The sequence below is a fragment of the Sphingobacterium alkalisoli genome (assembly GCF_005049105.1).
Taxonomy (GTDB): Bacteria; Bacteroidota; Bacteroidia; order Sphingobacteriales; family Sphingobacteriaceae; genus Sphingobacterium; species Sphingobacterium alkalisoli.
Genome location: NZ_SUKA01000005.1, coordinates 119796 through 141858, shown reverse-complemented (window position 1 = coordinate 141858; position 22063 = coordinate 119796). Strand labels below are relative to the sequence as shown.

The window sequence follows — 22063 nt, the reverse complement described above, 5'->3', positions numbered from 1 at the left end:
ACGTTTTAACGCTTATAGAGCAGCCTAATATCTTTACCGGACAGCACCCATACTTCCTCTATTTCCTGACCTTCGTTGATCACCCTATTATTAATATTCCGCTTAATGTAATGATCAGTTAATGAAACTTCATCTATGATAATCCGGGAAGACTGCTTCACGCCTCCATTGAGCATATTCTGGAGAGCTCGCTTAGGATTGTTTGTTACATACCCCTCATGTTCATAGGGCTTCCCATCTATATACAGATCGGGATTCTTCCGTTCGTAAGGCGTACCGATCAAATCAGCATAAACCTCCTTGTAAAGCGGGTTTTCAAAGTTCTTCATCTTAGGTTTGATTTCGACCTTGTGCCCCATTCTAGCAAATGCCTGTGCTGCATTATACACCCGGGCATAATCAGGAAGGTTAACATCTACTAGATCGGAAGTGATTATCTCTCCACCGTTAGCAAATTGTTTAATACCAAAAGTCTTGTAGGTGTCTGGTTCTTTTCCATAACCCAGAGCCGCAGCCATTTCTTCGCTTATATAATCAATCGAATCGATACAACCGTATCCACCCCGATGGATCAGCGGATCATAGTTAGGTGGTTTAGCAGTGTTGTCTGGCTCCTCTTCCCATTTCTTCGTGTCATCAACATGGAACACCCTACCCTTCTTCCGGAGGCAGAAAGCCCTACTTGCTTTTACTCTTGGACCATTGTATATAAAGTGCACAAGTTTGAAGTCCTCAGCCAACAACTTAGACTGCATCGAATCGACCTGCGAATAGGTGTCATACGCATAGTTGCGATAAAAGCGCTCAAAGGATCCTAACTTATCAGGGTCGCCCTCTATAAGCGTTCGCAGCCCGGTCTTGAAGTTTTCAAAACCAGATTTAGTGGAAACAGACCGAAATACATAATCTTTGAGCTTGGTTGTCACCTCTGGCGCATCAAGAAGCCCCTGCATATAACCATTGCGTATAAGCTTGCCGTCTGTATTAAGCCCCAATCTGTTATAAACGATATCGCGCACATGATCAGAAGTTACTTTAACAAGCTTCTGATCCTGGACAACTTTACCGTAATAAACTATATTCTCCGACACTACGTGCTGGAAGTTACTGATCATCCTTTGTATCACCGGGTTGAATACGTTTGATCTGATACTTGATTGAATAGTATCAATTCGGGCCAACAGCTTCTTGTTCTTTTGCGAATAAATGATCTTTCCCTCCTCGGTCTCCAGCTGATCAATTAATGCCGACAGGAACTCCTGTGCAAATTCGTGCTGTTTACTCTTGACGAACTTTTCCAACAGGTCCAAAGCAGAGCCAATCCAGTCGGGCTTTAGAGCTATCCGCTTTAAAAGTCGTTTTGCTTCACGTGCGGTCATTAGGCTAATGGATTAAATTCGGTTACCTTAGGTTTTAGTTCCGCCTCCAGTTCATCAAGGAACTTGTCAATGATAACCTCCTGTTGATCGAACTTCATCTGCCAAAATCCTAAATTTTCCTTTTCTGCACGTTTAAAGAGAAGATCAAAATTGGCATATAGCAACTTTACTCGGAACGTTACAAGGTCAAGTGTTAGTAAGGATTCTATCTCGGATTCGGTTTTGCCCGGAAATGGATAGAACTGCTGCTTTACCTGATACTTTTGAAACTCTTCCGGCTGATCAACAAACGTCTGTTCGGCTATATCATCGGAGATCTTGGCCCGCATAAAGCCAGGTGCGCCGGAATCATTTGCCGTCTTGAGATCTTCTATCAACTGGCCGATGGTCTTCATTTTGAAGTCACTCGGATAACGCATATCCACTATCAAATCTTCGGTCTGAGTCTCAGTAATCTCAGCGATCATTTCTACAATTCCAGACCAAATGGAGGTGATCTTCTCCGCGAATGGATGAAGAGTATCATAAACATTGTCAAGATCCTGGCCGCGTTCCGTAGCAGTCGCAACGGTTGTTTTCTTTATCAGCGATAGTGTATTAAACACGGATGCATGGATCTTTTGCTCGTACTTATCCAGAATGTCCTCCTGGAACTGCAATAAATCAATAGGAGGATGTTTATACACCATAAGCTTATCCAAGTCAAAAAAGTCCTCAGACCGCTTAGGAAGAGGTAGATAAACTGCATCCTGTGCGCTTGTGTGCACTACCAAACCTTTACCCCCACAAACCTTACAAGCGTTACCATCGTGGTCTGTACCATCACGGCAGGGCGTTTCTGTAGTTCCCGTGCATCGTTGTACATACTGGAACTTCTGCGGAAATGCATGTAATGTTTTGGAGAGGTCAGCCTCCGATCCGAGGTTGAGTATTTTCTTGAACCAGGAGATAGCAGAGTGAAACGGATTCACATAGGTAACTTCTTTAGTTCGCTGGTCCCCTACATATCCAATTGAAAATGCCGGTACATCATTAAGCAATGTTTTATGGATCCGCACTGCATATCTTTCGCCTCCTTTTGACTTCCAGATCGCCTCATTAGGCTGCAATTGATATCTGTCTCCGATTCGTTCAAAAGCTATTACGAAGCCGATAGCGTATAACGTGTATTTGAAACCATCCTGTTTCATTTTGGGATCGTCTGCAGGGACGAACTTGATCGGCTTTTTATCAAGGAGGTACTGGAGCTTATTGTTCTTATATTCAAAATTGATAGCCTGTTTCGCTGACACTTCGTAGGGATAAGGAGAGGCTCTTTCGATATTCTCGTTGAAATTATCCCACTCCAGCACAATAAAAGCATTCGGGTCCAGGAACGATAAAGACTTGAATCGTGTCTGCAACCAGTAATCCAATCCGCTGTTCTGGTTTTCGGAACTGTAGAAGTCCATGATCTTATCCGTTAGGATATCGATGTTCTTTTCGTCAGCACTCTCAATTCTCTTGACCAAAGGATCCGTGCGGAGAACTTTCTCAAATGGATTAATGACAGATGCTGACAACGCATCAACAGTTGATATAGTTAGATCGATACGCTGCTGATGAGCAATATCATCCTCCCTCATTTTAAACTGCTTGAGCAGATCTGCTACGCCCTCGCCGGTAATTATTGTCGCGTACAAGGCAGCAAGATTGATGACGCGTTGGTAATTGGGGTGGACTGTCTTGTTTTCTATTGCATCGATGATGATAGCGTTTCCTTCGTCAATTGATAATGGCATAGAATTTTGAATATTTAACAAATATATTAATATTTATTATTGACATATCAATAATTTAATTATTAAAAGTGTCTTCGAACAAAGAACAGATTTCGTACTCTGCAGCATCGGTCGTGTGTCCATACTTTTGATACGTTGCTCCAGTCTCGGGAACTTTTACAACCTGCTTGAGCTTTCCATCCTGGCCAAGCTTCAGATATTGAAAATCCTTTATTAGCTCAGGACATCCGACCGGGTCAATCTCGATGATTATGTGGTGTATACCACCTTTTAGAATTTCTTGGATGAATTTACGTCTCTTGAGTACCGAAGGATTTTTTCTCATGGTCCGATCTGACCGGTCGTAGATCAACCCCCTCAGCTCCTCCTCTACGTCATCGTAAACACGATACTCGCCCTTACCCGGTACACGGTTATGGCCTGAACCGTCACCATAGTAGAACACAGTTTTGACTTTATCGCCGTAGTCAGTTTTGAAAGCATCTATTACCCCCTTTATATCGTTCTGTGGCGACTTCAGGCAGTATTCTTTGAAGAAGCGAACATAATGTACCTGGACGGATCTTCGACCAATGTCAAAATCTTCATACAACTGGTTGTTATCATCCGCGAACATGGCTATTACCTCGATTTGGCTGCAAAGCATCGTCATGTAAGGAAGCACGTTAAAGTCAAATGTAAGGTGTACGGCCTTATTCGGAATAAATGGTGTTGGCCTAACATGCCGCAAACGATCAAACTCGTCGTAGAACTCACCGCCAGATTGAGAGAACGGATATCCATAAACAAACTTTAGAGCGTCTCCTTTGGTCAGCGTCTTTAACCTATTCTCAATGTAGTTCTTAGGAAGGTTATGCGCGTTGTGGTGCGTTGAATAGATTACAATAGCTTTGTTATCGACTTCTTTGTAAAAGAACTCTGGAAAGCCTGTTATCTTCTCTAGGATCTCATCATCATACTCTGTGAGATTAAACATTTCGAGCAGCCATTCAGGCGTGGCAACCGCTGGAGACGTATTTATGCATACAGGGTTGAACGGCTCGAGTACACACCCTCTATCATCTGAATAAACAAGCTGTCCATCTGGAGTGATGAAGAGGCCCGGTTGTGACATACGTCCAAGGATCACAGATGTAAGCGCCTCTTCTTTGGTGTCTTTGGTTTCATCCAACTCAGCCCATCCCAGCTCCTTACCGTCATGAGCCTCGTAGTTGTCTAAGGAAGCAATATAGATGATAGCGCCATTGCGAAAGGATATAATCCCATCGTACCGATCGTAGGCTTCGTTTATAGTAAAGTGAGCGGGAGGTTTCTTATTAACGACATATACACCTTTAGGGTTCCTAATGCGATCGTATTCCGTTATGCCAAACTCTTGCTTCCAAACTTTGCGGACTGCAACAAGGGTAGACTGTGATAGCTGCTTATAGGTGTTAGCGGCGATCATTCCTCGCATCTTTGGGAAGTTCTTGACGTAGTAACCAGATTTGAAGCCGATCATGTGCGACTTGCCCACACGCTGGCCCGCCATGTTGAGCGTCACCGGTTTTCTACTGAACAGTACCTTCTGTTGTGGCTTGCTGAACGTCGTCATTAATCTCCTCTTTCTTTACTTCGATGACATTTACGGTCAAATTAATCGGCGCGAGGGGATCGTTTGCTAGTGGATCGGCAGGGTCTCCGTTCTTGTCGAGCAGCTGCAGCTTGTTGGTGAAAAAGCCTAATTTATTAGCGATACTGATCAACATCTTATCTGCTGCATACAATTCAACCTTAGGACCAAACTCTCCCCATTGGAAGGACTTTATCTTGCCACGCTCTTTGTCTTTGGTAAGCTTAACAAGATCCAACTCAACAGTTTCGTAAATTTCTGCTTCACTATCTTCAAACGTCGATTCGGGATCAATCTCTAGGTCGATCTCTGCCCGGATGATATCATCTTCAAGGGGCGAGATGTGCTTATCAACATAATCATCATATTCCTTGTCTGAAAAACCTTTTCGATCTATATACATGTACGCTCTTTGAATATCCAGTTTCTTTCTGTCTATCAAGACTTGAAGCGGCTTAGTGACAGTTTTAATCCTATCCCTCTCAACAACCCGAAAATAGTCGTTCATCGATGACTGCGCAATATCGGCCATCAATTTGGAGGTCTGTGCGGCTGTTAGGTCTAACGACTCAAGCCGCTGATTAATAGCTTCAATGATGTCGGGTTTTGTAAGGTTCTCACAACCAATGGATCTGGCCGTCTTTTCACTATAACCTGCTCGTATAGCAGCCTGCGTTGCATTGAAATCAATACAGTACTCTTCGACAAACCTCCTTTGCTTTGCTGTTAGTGCTGCCATCACGATAATGCTTTAACTACATCCTTTTCACTTGATACTTCAATTTCATAAGCCCAATAGCTGTCGCTACCTTTAGATAAATAGTATGAAACACCGTCTGGGCAGAATCTTACCTGCACGACCATCCACTGATCCTGATTAACATCAGTCTTCAGGTAAACCAGTGAGCCAATAGCGAATTGAGAACGAAATAAAATCATTTAATTAATATTAAAAACAAATATATCAATATTTTGAACAATAATTTCGATACTATGGATCGTAAAACTTGATTAATTTTTATTGCTGTTTTTCGAACTAGTCCAATCAATCATATTAGAAAACTCAGCCTTCCCTTTGTCGCTCAAATATTGGACTAATACCGGTATTGCACCATGTTTTTCCTTCTCATTTAAAGCGCTAATGCTTTCCAGAATCAAATCATCTCTTTCAGATTCATCCATATTCTTCAATACGTTATCCAGATACATCATTGTTTCGCCCGCTGATTTTTTCAAAGGCTTGCCATTATAGGATTTTTCTAAATCATCCCTAAACGCCGGGTATTTGATTGCCAACTGATCGTGTGCCTTTTTTAACTTTTCTCTGTTCTCCTCATTGTGTTCAATGGTCTCGTTCGCTATTTTCATATCTTCCTCAAGCGACAACACTTTTTCATTTAGCTCTTCGAGATTCTTCACCTCATTCTGAGCTTTTTCAAGTACAATATTTTCTTTCGCTAATCGAGTCTTTTCTTTTACGACGCTGATCTCTAAATCCACAACGCTTTTTTCCTTTTCTAAAACAATTGATTTGTTAATCTTTGTAATCCAGTTTTCGAGTCGAGGCAGTAAAAAAACATAGAAGACAGTAAATAAAAATGGGACTAACCAAGCTATATAGTGATTTATCTGCTCTTCAGCAAGACTTATCCTTTCAATTACCGGAAGACTAGAAACAAACAAAACAAATAAGAACTTCCAACTCACCAAACACCAGGACAAGAAAAAGCTACCAACAACACTATTGTTCAATCGGTTCTTAACTGGTTCAAAAAATTCTTTTACCGCATTCATAATTTAAAAAGTTGATTTGGTTGCACAAATATACAAAAATCCTCCAACACCGGGCGATGAAGGAGGACCAAACCAATTATTAACCTAAATTATGAAAAGACAACTAAAAATTGGCAGCTTACCTGCCAGCATAGAGTTTGACTCCTGACGCTACCCTATTCTCTCAAGTCAGATAGCACCCGTTAGTTGAGACAGGAACAGGATTCGAACCTACGTAAACCGTGCGTATTATCATCAGACCTATTAGCACCGCAATAATACCACTATATCAATGCTCCTTTGATAGTCTTTCCTATCAGTCACGATTTTCCGAACTTGCTGGACAATTGTTTTGCCACCCAATTACACCGTGTCCGTTTGGAGGAGTTTCGCTACGGCACGCTTTCCTCATTTGTTTCTAATTTTCAGCCGAACAAAAAATATCTTAAGAAACGACCGTCGCAGGCTAATAGGATAAATGATAAACCCTTGACCGAGCATTTACGGTCACCTTATTGCGTCTTGATTCGCTCACCGCTTTCGAGGAACGGTCGTTAACAACTTTAAAAGCAGGAATAAAGAACGATTTTGACAATCCTGCATTTATTTTAATATCCCCAAACCAAAAGACCAGCGTCTCTTTTCTCTTGGTTGGTACTCTTGCTATATCCAGTTATCTGCTTAAACTCTTCGTGAGTTATCTTCCCGTCTGGTCCTTTCCAGCGTTTTTTTAATGGTCGTACGCCAATCACCTTAATACCGATATATTCACACATCTCTATGATCTTACGGCCAACCTCATGATTTGATCCTGTTTTGGATCCTATCTTTGACGCAACCCTCGCTCCTTTGTTTTCACAATGAAAGTTTGACTTATTGATCAACCAGGAAGCCTCAACGATCACTTCACGAATATTCTCTTTGTTGGATTTTAGGTACTCAAATAATTGAAAGAACGATAATGCTGACAGTTGGAGATCTTTAGTTGACTTTTGATATACAGCAACACCGTTTTTGTCTACGTCTGGATCTATACCAACTATCAGCTCCCTAAGCATGAACAAATATAAATAAAATAATATATTATACAATTATAATTATATATGATTTACATCAGTGATTCTTTGAATTTGAATTTGAATTTGAAAGTATTTTTTATCTTTGGAAAAACCACTTATTAAAATGAATAAAAAAAAACCTTACACTTTTGAAATATTTTTCGGTGCAACTATAGTACTTTTTTTAGTTTTGAATGCTCACCTATATGGCGAAAGTGATTTAGCAAAACGACCTTATGACTCGGGCTCATGGGGAAATGTTGCGGATTGGCTTACATTCATTGTAACGGCGTTCACGGCGATATTTCTAGTGAAAACTTTTAGAGAACAACAAAAATTAACCGAAATTGAGCAATCGAGACATGAATTTTCCCTTATGCCAAATTTTATATTGAAAAGCGAATACGGGAAATTCAAGTTAAGTCTAACAAATGCAACTGCTTACGACGTGAAGGTAAAGTATCTTACAGAGATATCACAAGACGATTATATCGAGGTGTGGCACACTTATCACAACCCAATCATATTGAATTATCCACCCGGTAGTATTGGAAACAGAAAAATGGAATACATTCAGATAGAATTTAAAAACGTTTCTAATCAGCTATATAAGCAAGTCGTATTTCAGACAGAATCTTTTTTCATAATTGGCTCTCCAGAAAAATTAACAAACTAGAATCAAAATGGAAGAAAATTTTAAAACCAAAATTACTGGTTCAACTTATACTATTGATAGAAGTAAAGTCCTTGAAATATCAGTTCAAATAGAACATTTTACCAATACTTTATTGAAAGCGGGATTTTCTATATCTAAGAGTGATATTAATTCACTGGGACATTCCAGCAAGGCTTTATCATTCAATCAAAAAATTGAACTTCTTATTGACTTAGAGGGAATAAGTAAAGACGCCGGTAAGATACTAGTTAAATTTGCAGAAATTCGAAATAAATTCGCCCACGTCTACGAGTGCTCTACGTTAAGTTTATACTTCACCGTTTATGGTAGTGATACTCTTAAATTTCTAGAAAAGCGGTTTAATCATAAAATTGACCCCTCCGAAAATAAAGCTTGCTGGCAACTTTTAGATATGCTTATTGTCGACATCGAGTCCGTTTTTGATGGTCTGTTGCGCAAACTAGCTTCGAATGGATATAAACGCGGCATAGAACTGGGCAACCAAAAGTTTGTAGATATAATAGTCGATCGACTGAAAAACGATCCGAATCTTGACTCTATTAATGGAGAAAATAAACAGGAAATAATCGAAAATTTTTTCAGATCGATTAGCGAAGAACACGCGAGGGCGGTATCGGATGAAACATATAAACCCCCAATAGACAGACTCCTTTAAATAACCAGCATTTTTTAAGTCGAATAAAAAACAGAGCAGAACATTGGACTCTTGCGAACACGCCCCTCGTCATTGCTCTGTTTTTTTAATAGTACTATGCTGTTTGCTCTAACTTTCTTAGCCTCTTCCTGATCTGGTGGATGTTGCTGTTGACTAAGTTTACAATTTGCTGATTGTAAGCAGAAGCTCTATTATGCACCCCTCTTGATTGTATTACCTTGAGAGCGCCTAGATCAACCTCAACAGTTTCGACAGGCCTTCCTTTTACCCGGGCTGAAAATATCAGTGAATTTGGCTTCTTATAGTAGGAATTGGCATAAACGCAATGATGGAAGCGATCGGCTTCTTCGATAAATTCTTTGACAGAGGTAAGGACCCTAACTGTTATATCACCTGCGCTAAGAACGAGATCAAAGAAAACTCCTTTATTCCGTACGTATTCCATCTGTTCCTGCTCAATCTGCTTTTTCTTCCTTTCAAGAGCTAAACGTCTATCTTCCCGCTCCCTCTTCTTGATCATTCTCCGATGGTCAAGAGCAAGGTTAATCGAACAGACATATTTGGGATTTCTTAAATCCTTGCCAAATCGTTGCAGTAGATCAAGATGATCTAACCACGTGGCCGCATCTTTTACTTTGTATCCGTTCCTTATCGCTATTTTAATAGAATCCCAATGCCGGTCGACTCTTCCTCTCTGATTGCCAACCCTCATGTTCAACAGGTCGGGCTGGTTGGCTTTCAATAACGTTTCTGACCTATTGTCCCTGAGTATACTGAAAAACATCTCGTAAGGTGTTAATTTGTAAAAACTTCGCTTGAAACCGTTCCGTTTAAAAATCGGCAGAACCTTTATTTTTGGATACACCTTGTATGGAAGTATATCATATTTACCAGTGCGGGGATCCCAATTTCTTATTTCCATACCACCGGTAAAGGTGTCGTGATAATAAGTCCAGTTCCTTTGCCTACCGAAGACAGTCACCTTCCCGTCTTCTGTCATCCATTGCTGGGTGATTTCGTATACTGAAAAACTTGGTGCTTCTCCAGCCCGTTGATAACAGTTTAGCTCAAAGTAACGGTTTACCTGAAATTCTCCTTGTACACCTATAAAAGCCATAATTTTTCGTTGTTGGTGTTTTTTCTTCCGGGTATCCTCGATAGTAAGCTTACGTGCACAGCATGGACAATCCCACGTCGGCAGTATCTGCATACCCTTAAAAACATGGCCGCAGGAAAGGCAGGATATAATATTCTTTTTAGTTCGGTAGCCAATATGCTTCAAACAGTTCTCAAAAGCCCAAACTCGTTGTTCGTTGGAGGGTGCTGGTAACTTAGCTGCAAGTTCAACAACCCTATGGTGTAATTTGGTTCTCGCTTTCATAGTTCAAACAGACTGCTTTGAGGTGACGGTACATTACTTTTAACCTTTTCCTTTTTTAACGGCTTCACAGCTTTAGCTGGTTTTTCTCCAATCGATGCACTGTGCTTTATTTCTACTGCCGGAGCAGACGTAACTTCCTTGATGTCGTCCTCATCATAGTAGTGTATGGCCATTCCAAAAACCTCATCGTCCGTGAAAGCATTATTGCCCGTTTTCTTGACCCGGTCCAGTATATAATTGACGCAGCCGTCAATGGTTTTCTTTTCCTTTTTTAGATTTTCCGCAAATAGCGGATCCTTCGCGGCAACCTCGTCAAGGTGAGCTTTGATTGTGTTCTTAAATGAAATTGTTCCTTTCATCTTGTTATTTTTTTGCGTGTTTAAAATTTGTGTTACTTATTTTTTGGTAGGGTTACCGACAGCGATATCGGTAACCCGTGACAATTACCCCTCGTGCTCGAAGTACACTTTATAATAGTTCATCCCCTTCTCCTCGTCAAATCCCCTCTCCAGTATATCCCTTGACCCATGCAGATAGATATGTGCATTCTTATCAAGCTTAATTACTTTTTTGAAAGAGGATTGCATTTTCTTTACTGCAGAACCGGAGATATCAAAGCTTTCTTGGATAGGCGTTTCGAAGTCGGTCTCGAATTCCCGTTTATAATCCTGGAACATGTCGACAGCTTGATCGTTGGCAAACACTCGGTGATTAAATTCTTCTTGTTCGAAGGACTCATGTTTCTTGAAATAATCCATGGTCTTGTTGAGAAGATCTGCCTTGTCAGAGATTCCCAATTCAAAAACGTCGTCCATTTTCTCCATCACAAAGTTTTTGGTAAGCTTGAGGATGTTGGTCGTTTGCTGATAAGTGTCATTTCTAGCAATCACCTTTATGAAGTCATCTTTCCAGTAAACTGAATCCGAGACCGACTTCGAATCTGTAATCAAGACCTTGTACCCTTCTTCAACTTCTGTATTGATAATGATCACACCTTTATCCAGTTTATCGATATTTATTGTATCGTCGATGTAATCAAATTGGAAACCTTCTTGACTAGGGTTTATTTTTAAAACAGTGTTTTTGCTTTCTGTTTTGAATATCCCGATGGCGTCCAGCTCCTCCCCTTCCATTTGCACACTTCTAAATAAAACCACATGTAGATATCCGGCTTTGATTTTTGGATGAGCTGAAACATCATAAAGATACTTAGCCACCTGTTCCGATAAACGTCTAAAGTCGATAATCCTCTCAAAATATTGAGTTACAAAATTGTACACCTCATTTAGTGCAAAATCATTTTCATGATGAAACCGATGTACCTCTTTTGTTTTGGAAAATGGCTTTGCATAGTAATGCATAAGCATCTCTGGAAGAACTTCATTTTCCGAAAGATCGATTGGATTACCGGACAGAACATAAAACTCGTCCTTTGCTTTATTGCCCACACGGTGAACATATACATCTTCTATTGTTGCGTCTTGATGAAAAAACATAATTAGTTTTTTAAATGGTTAAATAAATATTTGTCCCTTGACCCGGGCTTCTGTTTGGATCTCGTGGACCCGCGTGATCCATCTGTTCGATTCATTGTACCCGGACAGCTGCACACTGGAAGCATAGCCTTTAATATTGAAGTTGACTATCTGCGGGCGTTGCTGCTCTATCTTCATATCCTTGATCAATGGAAGCCGATACAGCGCCTTTGTTTCCTGGTCATATATGAGGATGTAGCGAATCCTGTCGAAAACCCAACCGAGGACCTCGTATTGATCGTCTCTTAGAAGACTTGCCAATCCAGGCGCCAAGAGTTGATTAAAAATCGATTTGGTGATCTTCACCTTTCTTAATTCCACAACCATATTAACCCTCCTTGTCCAATTTTATATTATTGACTTCGAGGTAAGCTGTTATAGCTTCTTCTCTGGCTAGAGAACTGACGTTATCGATACCAAAATTCTCTTTAATCTCAGCATCATCGCAAGAACCGTCATAGCAAGCGACAAAGAATATTATTCCTTCTAATTGTTTTCTAGTCATTTCTAACCTCCTTTTCTTTTTGCAACGTCACCCGACGATCACCAGGAAACCATGTATTGGTCGAATGATTTTGGAGAAAGTCATTAAACTCATATAGTTTAGTTTCTAGTTCGTTCGATGGATCCCAATCTTCGTGAACAACATCCTGCGATATCTGCTCAATATCAATTGTATTGAAGGTTGACTTCACACATTCCACCAACATAAGCTCTGACATTTCAACTTCATTGTCATCACAGTATTCTTCGATCTCGCTATAATCGAAAAAGAAAACCTCATCATCATAGAGACAAAGTGGGGTTTTACCATCCCACTCTATCAAAGGGAACTTATTATATTTTTCAAGCGTATCAGCAATAATGCAAGCTGAACATCTTTTACTGTGCTCGTATTCCTTTTCAAATTCTTTCCCGCAGCGGGTGCAATTTATATGGGTGAGGAATTTATCAATCCGCTCAAACACCGGTATCGGATTTAGAATCTTAGGTTGGCCATCAACTATGAAAACATCAACTTCGACAGTGCCTTTTTTAATCTCGATATCTTGTTTTGTTACTTTTTTCTTTACTTCTTTCATTTTAATTAGGACTTGATGAGGGTCGCCGGCAAGGATGTCGACAACCCAGATGAAAAAATTATAACATTAATGGAGCGATCAGAACCATGTACCTGTACTCGTCGACGTCTTGCGGACGAAGGAGAGCAGGTCTAACAGGCGAAGTAACCTCGATGTTAACCTGGTCAGAATCAATAACAGAAAGGATCTCCACTAAGAACTTTCCATTTAGACCGATCGCCACTTCTTCACCTACGTATTCTCCCTCGATAAACTCTTGGGCAGATCGATTGTAATTCGTGTCCTGCGTTTCGATATTCACTCCAGAATCTTTAAAAGTGAGTTTTACGAGGTTAATAGCGGCATCTCCTACCATAATCAGTCTTTTTAAAGCGGATAGGATTGTTGATCTACCGACGATAAAGTTATTTCCTGATGGAGAAGGAATAATGCGCTTATAGTCCGGGAAAATACCTTCTGAAAGCCTGCTATATAATTTTATGTTATCGAACTCAAACAAAGCATAAGAGTCATTTGAACTAATCATAAGTTCTCCCTTAGTCAGCATTGACTTGATTACTGCCGCAGATCTGCGGTTTATCAACATTTGCTTGTCTTGGCTAGATTCGAAAGGAATAATAAATTCTGACAACACGCTCCCTCTGGTAGAAATCAGGTTTAACTCATTTCCCTCAATTTTTAACAAAAGATTGGCTATAGCACCGATTGAGTCGCTGTCTATGGAATAAAATGTCTTTATAATACCCTCCATCAGTATATCCGTAGGAATTTCTAATTTTACCGGATCAGTGATCTCCGGCAATTTTGGAAAGTCATTTACCTCACTAATCGGGAATTCGTATTTACCCATCTGGACGGATAAAATGATCGACTTTCCAACCAGTTCGATATTTACAGTTTCTTCATAGATGGTTTTCAAAATATTCAATAGTAATTTACCATCAAAAGAAACCCTGCCGTCCGCGACACCTTCGACTTCGGTATCGGTTATTAGAATGTTGAGCATATCCGAGGACGTGAACGAAAGGACGTTGCCATTCAGGCTAAAAACAACATCCTTGTAGATTGGCAATACGGGATTGCTTGCAACGATCGCGGTAGCGACCTGTAATGCATTCGATAAAATTTTCGTGTTTGCTTGAAACTTCATTTGCGTTTTATGTTTTGTGTTACTTTTTATCTTTAGTCTGGAAATTCGATTTCCAATTGGATACCATGTCTTAAACTACTTTCTTGGGGGGGGGGCGATAAAAATTCGTTATAAATATTATCGACAAATTCTTTCAAAACCTTTAATCCTTCTATATTTTTGAAGTGTAATACAACTTCTGGATTGAAGTCGTCAGCTGACATGCCTTTAAGGAATTCTCCTCCAGAACCTATAGGTCTTGCATCCTGCTGATGGATTAAGATTGAACGATGGTCGTCATTCACACCGTATGAATCAACTATGTTTAAGCTACCATTACCGAATTCTACCACCGTAACACCCTTGGTGTTCCCGTACTGAATATTTTTATAAATCATTTTTTCTTATTTTAACTTGATCAGCTGCTGCTGATAAACCATTTATTATTATCTGAAACCCTTCCTTGATTTCGTCAACTACCTGCTGGTAGTCCGGATCCTCGCATTCAGGAAATTCAAAGTCCCTAATCCTGGAATAGAGATAATTGAGTTTGTCGCTGTCTGTCATATTTTAATTCCTTTTTGGGGTAATGCTTATGTTGGAATGTTGTCCCCGCATAAGCATCCATTGCTTCCTCTAAGAGCTTCATGCTGTCATCGCCCTTTTTGGAATAATGCCACGCATATCTAGCTTTGATATAAATGATATCCTGCTGATTGTGATTATCCGGCAAGTGCTTTTTGATATATTCTTCTTCTCTCATTACTTCCAAGAAAAGCGTTTGCTTCGCTCTTGTGATGCTTTAAGGAAAGCCTCTTTGAACTTCTCCCGCTCCTCGTGTTCCTTTGGAAACATTTTTTTCTGCCATTCATCACGTTTGAACTCATGATTAGCAAATCCTACCGGGTCGAAAGAGATAGGAACATCTTCATACTCGGACCATTCTTCAGCGGTATACTCAAGAAAATCGCTCGGCAAACTAAAGTGTTGCTTGTTGGGCCATCCTCCGGCTTCAAGTTTGTCAACGCCAACACCGAAATGGTTGGATATACAAAAAACCTGTTTGCGGTCGCTCCCTGGTTCTTGGTAAGTAACCTCCAGCGCGGGAACATACGACGTTCTCATCTCAAGAACCTCAAAATTATACCAGTACAGCGGTTTATCTTTATCCTGCTGCACTCTTACTTTTCCAAAGCGAACCTTCACCGGTACGCCCTGCCATCGATAGTTTTCATTCATTTTTTGCGTGATTATGTGTTACTAAATTGTTTAAAATGGGGTGTCTTCTAATGCTCCATTCCAACTAGCATGCCCATTAAGGTTATTGTTTGGAATTTCCTTTTGTTTATCCATGAATGAAAAATCACTCATAACATCACCTGTTACATCTGAAAAATTTGTTGTCGGGCCGTGAAATATTAGATCAATAGTATCAGTGGCTCCGTCTCTGTTTTTGGCGATAATTGCTTCTGCCATACCAGCTGTTGGCCTGCCGTCCTCATCTTCAGTCATTCCATAGTATTCGGCTCGGTATAGAAACATCACGATATCAGCATCCTGTTCAATAGATCCCGATTCGCGAAGATCAGACAGTTGGGGGCGTTTGCTATTACCGGGCCTTGATTCAACAGCACGACTTAGTTGTGAAAGTGCCAGAACTGGAATTTGGAGCTCCTTACTTAGGATTTTAAGCCCACGCGATATCTTACTGATTTCATCAAAACGCTTTTCGCCAGGAATGGTGATCAGCTGCAGGTAATCAATGAAAATCATTTCAATACCGTGAAGCCTTTTCAACCGCTTCGCTTTTGCATTTAGCTCTATCAAAGTTAGACCAGGTGTGTCATCCCAAAATATTGGAAGTGAAGCTATCTCGTTCGATTTGTTGTAGATGACCGCCCAATCGATATCGTCTAATTTCGAAGGAGATTTGATTTTATACAGAGGTATTCCTGTCTCTTGCGACAAAATCCGCTGTTGCAATTGCTCCTTGGCCATCTCCAAAGAGAAGATCGCTACTGGCTTACCAGATCTAGATGCTTTTGTAGCTTTCTTAAGCATTAGAGCGGTCTTACCCATAGCAGGTCGAGCTGCTAAAATGATTACGTTCGCCTTCTGCCAGCCTCCTGTCGCCGCGTTCATATCTCTAAAACCTGTATCTACACCGGTAACTTCGAGCTCCCCTAATTCCGCCTGACGGGTAATTTCTTCCATCATCTGGTTAAAAGCGTCTTCCTGTCCCACTTCTTTCCGTGTGATGATATTATTGACGAGCTCATCCCTTTTGGTTTCGTAAAGGGAAATGATATCGAAAATATCTTCTGTTTCATCGTAGCAGTTCTGAATAGTTTCAGCCGAAACTTTGATCAGTTCCCTTTGCATGTACTTTTGCGATACGATACGCGCATGAAATTCAATATTAGCGGCAGATACAACACGATCAGTGAGAGAAGTGAGATAATATGCTCCGCCAACTTTCTCCAAGTCTCCATCTTTTCTTAGCCTACTAACGACAGTTAGGATGTCCAGCGCCTCCCCTGACAACGATATGGATTGAACAGCTTTGTAGATAATCTGATTCGCTTCTTTGTAAAACATTTCTGGATGCAGAATATCAGAAACCATCATCAGACAGTCCCTTTCGGACAGAACTGCCCCAAGAACTGCTTCTTCGAGATCCACCGCCTGAGGAGGTAACTTACCTCCAGAGAGGAAGTTTGGTTCCCTGTCATCGCGCCTGTGTTTTTTCTTGTCGTAGATCATTTTTGAATTTTAAGCGAGTCCGTTCCTTCTTTTTTGTGCCGGGGTAAAAATGGTCGTATCCCTCCAACCGTTATTTAGCCATATCCATTTCCCCGATCGTTCACCTGTTGTCATCCCGTCCTGTGATGGCTGAATTCCGTCTAACTGGACAGAAGCTTTTGCAGCAACTACGGTTTCGATAGTCTTACCCAATTCGATCTGTCTCCGCGTCCAGGATTGACAATGTGATTTTGCTTCCGAATCTTTCCGGTGTTCCTTCCCGGATCCCTTGCAGAAGATGAAAAATTTTTCAATCCAAATCGGAACATGATCCGGATGATCTAAGCCTAGTGATTTACCAAAGTCAGCTTGCCAGGATTTGTGAGAAAGAAGAACCTTTTCAAGATCATCCATCGATTGATACTCTCCCCATGGTGTTGGTTTTGGTAAATCAGAAGAATTCAATTCGTCGTCGACGGCGATGCCTTTTTTATTTTCTTCTTCTACTTCTATTTTACTTTCTATTTCTATTTCTCTTTTATAAGGTGGGTTATTTTGGGTTTCAGATTTGGGTTTTTTGGGTTTTTCAAACTCCTCATTTTGCCCTTTTTCGGGGTGCTGACTTCGTGGTCTTCCCCCTTTCTTACCATTTTCCCTATTTGCCGTAGCTTTTCTCAGCCTTTTATTGACAGATTGATGAGTAAACTGCCCATTTTCAATCACAAATCTTTCCGTAACTACTTTCCAATCCTCCTCTGAAATTTGGGTTCTTAGTCGGTTTTCAACTTGGGTTTTTTGGGTTTTCATATACCCATCATTTGCGTACATAACAAACAGGCATTCAAGGTAAACGTATCTTTGAACTAATGTAAATTCAAAGAACGCATCTGACGTCCACCAGTCTTTCGGATAAAATGTAAATCCTAAATTAGCCATGTATGATATTTATAAAATTTAAGTTGTTTGATATCTTGCTTGTTCCATCTCGGCTTTCTTCCAGGAAAGAGCCGATCTCAATGCTTCAATAGAATGTGATAGATTTCTGATATACCTTTCGTTAAGAGATAAATAATAAATCTCCTCTTTAGCTAATCCAGCAAACAGCATCTTCTTGTCTGTAGCGCTTAATTTAGCATGTTCGGGCTTCTGTACCAGCTCGCTGATCTTAACGTTATATAGCTGCTCTGCTAAGGCGTAGGCATGACTAGCGTTACCCTGTAATGCACAAAGCTCCATTAGCTTTCCCGTAAGCTCATCCGGATTATCGCGATCGATTTCCTGCTCGATGGCGTTGCCTATCATTTCGCTGATCTCCTTGAGATGATTCATTTGCTCTGTTGAATTATTCATACTAAAAAGGTGTTTTACCGAAATCTATTTCCATTCCATTGTCCGCTATATGGACACTAGCTCCTGTTTTCGATTTTACTTTGTTTTTGAAATTGACTGCGTGCGAGTTACGATCCGACAGGTGAATCAAAACTATATTGTTGATACTGCTCAGATCATTGGCCTGAAGGAACTGTTCGCAGGTCTCGATACTCATGTGAGACTGGAGGATCCTGTCCCTTAGAAACTTCGCATCATTCTTTTCATCGATTATCGTTTCTCCGTAGTTAGCTTCAACGATTATATTATTCAGCCCCGGAAAGACATACTCGCAATAGATCGTATCTGTGACAAAGCAGAACCTTCCGGTTTCCGGGTGTTCAATAAGGAAGCTCACACACGGTACATCGTGACGAACCGGCATCGCGATCACTTTGAAATTTCCTATATGGTAAGTCGTGCTTTCTAACAAATAGTGAACACGGTGGCCTTTAAGTCCCTTTGCTTCTGCCGTAGCTTTCAAACAATACAGATCGATACCAGCCATAGTTACGTCTTTGGCATATCCTGCGTGATCATTATGCGAATGGGTAACAATACATCCTGAAACCTTGGCGATATCGAAATCCAAGGCGGCTTTAACCGCCTTGAAGTTTACACCTGCTTCTATCAATAATGCTTCCTTATCGTTATGCACGATATAGGCATTGCCTTTCGATCCGCTACCTACTATTGTCAATTTCATTAGATAGGACATTCTTCAGTTTGAACACTATCTGCAGAAGCAGGACTTTGCCCTTTATCTCCAGATGTTTCTTCAACTACTTCCGCCTCCTCAAACTGGACCACCTTAGAATTCGCACGTTCTTTGATTTCGTGTTTGACATCAGCGGAAACCTTATCTGTCGCTTTGTCCTTTAAGATCGAACTATCGTCTGAAGATCCTGTTTCGATTTTTAAGGACCGGGCAATAACTGTTTTCTCGGCCATCTGATCAGGAAACTTTTTGTGAGCAGGAGAAGTGCCTTTTGATCCGCCCATCTCCCAAGAGGTATGTATTTGGCCTAAGGTCATTATTTCGGTATCCGTACTTCCGTCATTGTAAGTAACGATCGCATATGCCCCCACGATTTTGTTAGGATCAATGTTAGCCAGCTTCTGCTTATGCGAAATAACCTTCTTACGACCGGAATTAGCGTCTACTTCGTATTCGAAGACGTCATCCTTGTATACGGTAACAGCATTGACCTCTTTTACATTGGCCACTCGTTTTGCTAGAGCGATATCGCCTATATACGATTGATCAAACTGAAGCTTATTGCCGTATACCACGAAGTATCCTTGCTTTTTGGCGATAGATAATCCGGATGTGACCATATCCAAGAAAGCGTTCGCAATACTTTCCTTAGTACAGACCTCCAGAGCGGGTCTGTTATTTTTATCTGTTACCTCCTGAAGGATTAACCACGCAGCTCGCACGGCATTTTCAGGAATGTAGTTCTCCGGAAGCACGAGCTCACCCGTTGCTTGGATGGAAGCAATGCGAGATAAAACATTCTCGACTGTTGCCTCCGTAAATTTCTTAACAGCATTTTGCGTTCCCTGCTGTTGATTGTTTTGTTCTGCTAATTGATTACTCATTTTGTGTTACTTTATTTTACTTATGTTGACTAATTTCTTGGCATTCAAATATGTCTCCCCCGACAGCCCTGTAGTTGGACTTGGGTTTGCTTCGTGCTCATTAACTACGTCCCTCAGCACCTCAACAAACTGTTCGTTATAGGTCCACGTGACCTGATCATTGATACTCTGAAGAACAGCGGGATTAAACAAACCTTTATAATCATGTTCTTCGATATGCTGCCAATTATTGAAGCCGCGTTGCTTTGCAATTTGATCTTTAACTTCCAATAATGTATACATTACGCTACCCTCAATTTTTTATCTACCTCCGAAACAACCAGCCGAATGATCTGCGACTCGACATCGATCAGCTTAGTCACAGACTCCGCGTTGTCAATAAATATTGGCGCATTTACTCCATAGTATTTACAAAGCGTATTGATTATGTCCAGTCCTGCATTGATGCGGGCGGCATTGTTTAAATCGGAATAAGGAACACCTAGATACATAGTATCACAAGTCTCAACTTCTCCCCCGTTGATCTGAACATCGAACATTTTAAATTTAACGTGATTAAACAGTCCATTGATCCGGCTTTCAACCTCTTCAACTTTTTTGCGTGTAAACGCTTCGATCGTAAATTCTTGACCTTCATACGAAGCTAGCTCACTAGCAAGTCTTTTTTCATCGGCTTCAAGAGATGAAACTCTTTCTTTCGATTGCTTGATAACTACTTCTTTAGCCAACTCGCGCTCTAACTGACGAATCTCCTGCTCCAACTCAATCTTCTCGTTTTGAAGATCGGTTAAGTCAACCTTAGGCTCCTCGGGGGCAGACGATTTAAGGGAATCCAATTCATTTAGAAGACGTAGATACTCTTCATTCGTCTCAAGTAACTGTTCCAAAGAAAGCCCAGGACCAGCGAATTCTTCATTGAATCTGGAAAGGTTACCTCTCAGAACTTGAATTTCATCAGAGATGGTTTTAATCTCTTCTGATGTATCCAATGATTCCAAACGTTTGAGATCATTTTTTAACGAATCCGCTTGGGACACTACCAAAGCAAGATTTTTGGCATAGCTAGCGATCTGCGCTTCTTTATCGTTGTTAAAAGTAGAAAGCATCTCATCCTTCTTCGCTTCTATATCATCAGTGTCAAATAAACGAGAGCAAGTAGGACACGTAAAAGCGTGATCATCAAATACGAGCTGCTGAGCAGATACTCGTTCGCGATCGGCATTGATCGTCTTCCATTGATTTCTTTTATCTTCGATATAAAATTTGACCGATTGAATTTCATTCTGCCTCCGTTCGCGCTGCGCTTCAATCTGTTTAAGCTCCTGCTCTTTATAATTAATTTCACGGGTAATTTGATTACGTTCACTTACAAGATCTTGGTCCTTGTTTTTTATCGATTGTTCAACTTGGTTTTTGATGGTATCCAATGCGTTCTGTTTGCTGTAAACCATTTGCTGGTGCTCACGAACTTTTTCATAGGCCGCATTCATCGAATTCGAGCGATCAGCCATCTGATCATCGATGAACTTAATTTTAGACTGCTTAGTGTCTATATCTCTACGGATCAATGAAGCATCCGCCATCTCAGGTATATTCTTATTCACCTCATCGATACGTGTCGGGATCTGCTCCAGATCGTCTTTGATCTTTTTACGCTGGGAGGCAACCTGCTTCTTGTAATCTTCCAAGGTCTTACCGTTAGTCAAGTGTGCTAAGATCTCCCGAAACTTCTTGTTTGATCCTGCTATTTCTTCGTTAGTTACTTCACCAGCGATATCAAACAGGATCTGGCGACGGTCTTGCCATTTCAATTCATTAAAGTATGCCGGATTGGATATCAGCTTAAAAATCTTCTCGTCGATCAGGCCGGAAACCTTCTTATTGAACTCATTCTGGTTAACTGGTACATCGTCCCAATAATAGATTGTCTCATTTCCTGTGAACTCTGGAATCTCTGAGCCTCGTTTTTTTGTCCATTTCTCTCGTAAAATCCGCTTAATAGTGATTTTAGATCCATTAGCATTAATTACTGCAGAAACTTCATGATCCTGACGATTCAAAGATGAATCTACCGTGTTCTTGATATTGAAATCTTTACGGTCTGTTGACTCCTTACCAAAGAAAAGCCATGTAAATGCGTCGAACACCGTAGTTTTCCCGGTAGCGTTGTCGCCAAATATGTTTGTTAATATCTGGTCGAATGTAATTGTCAGATTTCGCATCCCTTTGAAATTGACAATGATTAAATAATCGATGATGATTTTCATTT

Annotated in this window: 25 protein-coding genes; 2 read left to right on the top strand and 23 right to left on the bottom strand. The window is 40.7% G+C overall.

The genetic code is table 11. The features are described from left to right. Positions 1-5: 5 nt before the first annotated feature. The 6 genes from FAZ19_RS16250 to FAZ19_RS16225 form a co-directional block, all read right to left on the bottom strand. Entirely contained in the window at positions 6-1379 is a 1374-nt protein-coding gene (locus FAZ19_RS16250) for a hypothetical protein (protein WP_136821808.1), read from the bottom strand. Beyond that, entirely contained in the window at positions 1379-3160 is a 1782-nt protein-coding gene (locus tag FAZ19_RS16245) for a hypothetical protein (RefSeq protein ID WP_136821807.1), read from the bottom strand. Before FAZ19_RS16245 ends, FAZ19_RS16250 begins: the two co-directional genes overlap by 1 nt. 55 nt (positions 3161-3215) lie before the next feature. Continuing rightward, positions 3216-4754, bottom strand: coding sequence for a hypothetical protein (locus tag FAZ19_RS16240; protein ID WP_136821806.1), 1539 nt, complete (start codon positions 4752-4754; stop codon positions 3216-3218). Further along, positions 4711-5511, bottom strand: a complete 801-nt coding sequence (locus FAZ19_RS16235; RefSeq protein WP_136821805.1) for a terminase small subunit — start codon at positions 5509-5511, stop codon at positions 4711-4713. Before FAZ19_RS16235 ends, FAZ19_RS16240 begins: the two co-directional genes overlap by 44 nt. 272 nt (positions 5512-5783) lie before the next feature. Further along, entirely contained in the window at positions 5784-6566 is a 783-nt protein-coding gene (locus tag FAZ19_RS16230) for a coiled-coil domain-containing protein (RefSeq protein WP_136821804.1), read from the bottom strand. 587 nt (positions 6567-7153) lie between these two features. Further along, complete coding sequence (locus tag FAZ19_RS16225; protein WP_136821803.1) at positions 7154-7603, bottom strand: hypothetical protein; 450 nt, start codon at positions 7601-7603, stop codon at positions 7154-7156. A 124-nt stretch (positions 7604-7727) separates the two neighbouring features. On the opposite strand from FAZ19_RS16225, the gene FAZ19_RS16220 reads away from it, so the two are divergent. Beyond that, the gene (locus FAZ19_RS16220) at positions 7728-8279 is read left to right on the top strand and encodes a hypothetical protein (protein WP_136821802.1); all 552 of its coding nucleotides are present in this window, start codon (positions 7728-7730) and stop codon (positions 8277-8279) included. A 7-nt stretch (positions 8280-8286) separates the two neighbouring features. Beyond that, complete coding sequence (locus FAZ19_RS16215) at positions 8287-8955, top strand: hypothetical protein (RefSeq protein ID WP_136821801.1); 669 nt, start codon at positions 8287-8289, stop codon at positions 8953-8955. 94 nt (positions 8956-9049) lie between these two features. Here the strand turns inward: FAZ19_RS16215 and FAZ19_RS16210 are convergent, their stop codons facing one another. The 17 genes from FAZ19_RS16210 to FAZ19_RS16135 all read right to left on the bottom strand — a co-directional run bounded on the left by FAZ19_RS16210 (position 9050) and on the right by FAZ19_RS16135 (position 22061). Further along, on the bottom strand, positions 9050-10336 hold the full coding sequence (locus tag FAZ19_RS16210; RefSeq protein ID WP_136821800.1) for a PcfJ domain-containing protein: 1287 nt from the start codon (positions 10334-10336) through the stop codon (positions 9050-9052). Further along, the gene (locus FAZ19_RS16205) at positions 10333-10695 is read right to left on the bottom strand and encodes a PcfK-like family protein (protein WP_136821799.1); all 363 of its coding nucleotides are present in this window, start codon (positions 10693-10695) and stop codon (positions 10333-10335) included. The genes FAZ19_RS16210 and FAZ19_RS16205 overlap by 4 nt, the downstream gene beginning before the upstream one ends. 84 nt (positions 10696-10779) lie before the next feature. Next, a complete protein-coding gene (locus tag FAZ19_RS16200) occupies positions 10780-11832 on the bottom strand; it encodes a nucleoid-associated protein (RefSeq protein ID WP_136821798.1) in 1053 nt (350 codons plus the stop codon). An 18-nt stretch (positions 11833-11850) separates the two neighbouring features. Further along, positions 11851-12192, bottom strand: coding sequence for a hypothetical protein (locus FAZ19_RS16195; RefSeq protein WP_136821797.1), 342 nt, complete (start codon positions 12190-12192; stop codon positions 11851-11853). Between the two features lie 7 nt (positions 12193-12199). After that, complete coding sequence (locus FAZ19_RS23920) at positions 12200-12376, bottom strand: hypothetical protein (RefSeq protein ID WP_169305682.1); 177 nt, start codon at positions 12374-12376, stop codon at positions 12200-12202. Next, a complete protein-coding gene (locus FAZ19_RS16190; protein WP_136821796.1) occupies positions 12369-12953 on the bottom strand; it encodes a hypothetical protein in 585 nt (194 codons plus the stop codon). Before FAZ19_RS16190 ends, FAZ19_RS23920 begins: the two co-directional genes overlap by 8 nt. A gap of 58 nt (positions 12954-13011) precedes the next feature. Continuing rightward, the gene (gene dnaN, locus FAZ19_RS16185; RefSeq protein ID WP_136821795.1) at positions 13012-14103 is read right to left on the bottom strand and encodes a DNA polymerase III subunit beta; all 1092 of its coding nucleotides are present in this window, start codon (positions 14101-14103) and stop codon (positions 13012-13014) included. 32 nt (positions 14104-14135) lie between these two features. Then, positions 14136-14480, bottom strand: coding sequence for a hypothetical protein (locus FAZ19_RS16180; RefSeq protein ID WP_136821794.1), 345 nt, complete (start codon positions 14478-14480; stop codon positions 14136-14138). 125 nt (positions 14481-14605) lie between these two features. After that, on the bottom strand, positions 14606-14845 hold the full coding sequence (locus tag FAZ19_RS16175; protein WP_136821793.1) for a hypothetical protein: 240 nt from the start codon (positions 14843-14845) through the stop codon (positions 14606-14608). Continuing rightward, positions 14845-15321, bottom strand: coding sequence for a hypothetical protein (locus FAZ19_RS16170; protein WP_136821792.1), 477 nt, complete (start codon positions 15319-15321; stop codon positions 14845-14847). Before FAZ19_RS16170 ends, FAZ19_RS16175 begins: the two co-directional genes overlap by 1 nt. 30 nt (positions 15322-15351) lie before the next feature. After that, on the bottom strand, positions 15352-16845 hold the full coding sequence (gene dnaB / locus FAZ19_RS16165) for a replicative DNA helicase (RefSeq protein WP_136821791.1): 1494 nt from the start codon (positions 16843-16845) through the stop codon (positions 15352-15354). Between the two features lie 9 nt (positions 16846-16854). After that, entirely contained in the window at positions 16855-17760 is a 906-nt protein-coding gene (locus tag FAZ19_RS16160) for a DUF7833 domain-containing protein (RefSeq protein ID WP_136821790.1), read from the bottom strand. 18 nt (positions 17761-17778) lie between these two features. Continuing rightward, on the bottom strand, positions 17779-18174 hold the full coding sequence (locus FAZ19_RS16155) for a hypothetical protein (RefSeq protein ID WP_136821789.1): 396 nt from the start codon (positions 18172-18174) through the stop codon (positions 17779-17781). 1 nt (position 18175) lies between these two features. Beyond that, complete coding sequence (locus FAZ19_RS16150) at positions 18176-18898, bottom strand: MBL fold metallo-hydrolase (RefSeq protein ID WP_136821788.1); 723 nt, start codon at positions 18896-18898, stop codon at positions 18176-18178. Further along, a complete protein-coding gene (locus FAZ19_RS16145) occupies positions 18898-19794 on the bottom strand; it encodes a recombinase RecT (protein ID WP_136821787.1) in 897 nt (298 codons plus the stop codon). Before FAZ19_RS16145 ends, FAZ19_RS16150 begins: the two co-directional genes overlap by 1 nt. A gap of 6 nt (positions 19795-19800) precedes the next feature. Further along, positions 19801-20076, bottom strand: coding sequence for a hypothetical protein (locus tag FAZ19_RS16140; RefSeq protein ID WP_136821786.1), 276 nt, complete (start codon positions 20074-20076; stop codon positions 19801-19803). Beyond that, positions 20076-22061 (bottom strand): AAA family ATPase, encoded by a 1986-nt coding sequence (locus tag FAZ19_RS16135; RefSeq protein WP_136821785.1) that lies wholly within the window; start codon positions 22059-22061, stop codon positions 20076-20078. The genes FAZ19_RS16140 and FAZ19_RS16135 overlap by 1 nt, the downstream gene beginning before the upstream one ends. Between the last annotated feature and the right edge of the window lie 2 nt (positions 22062-22063).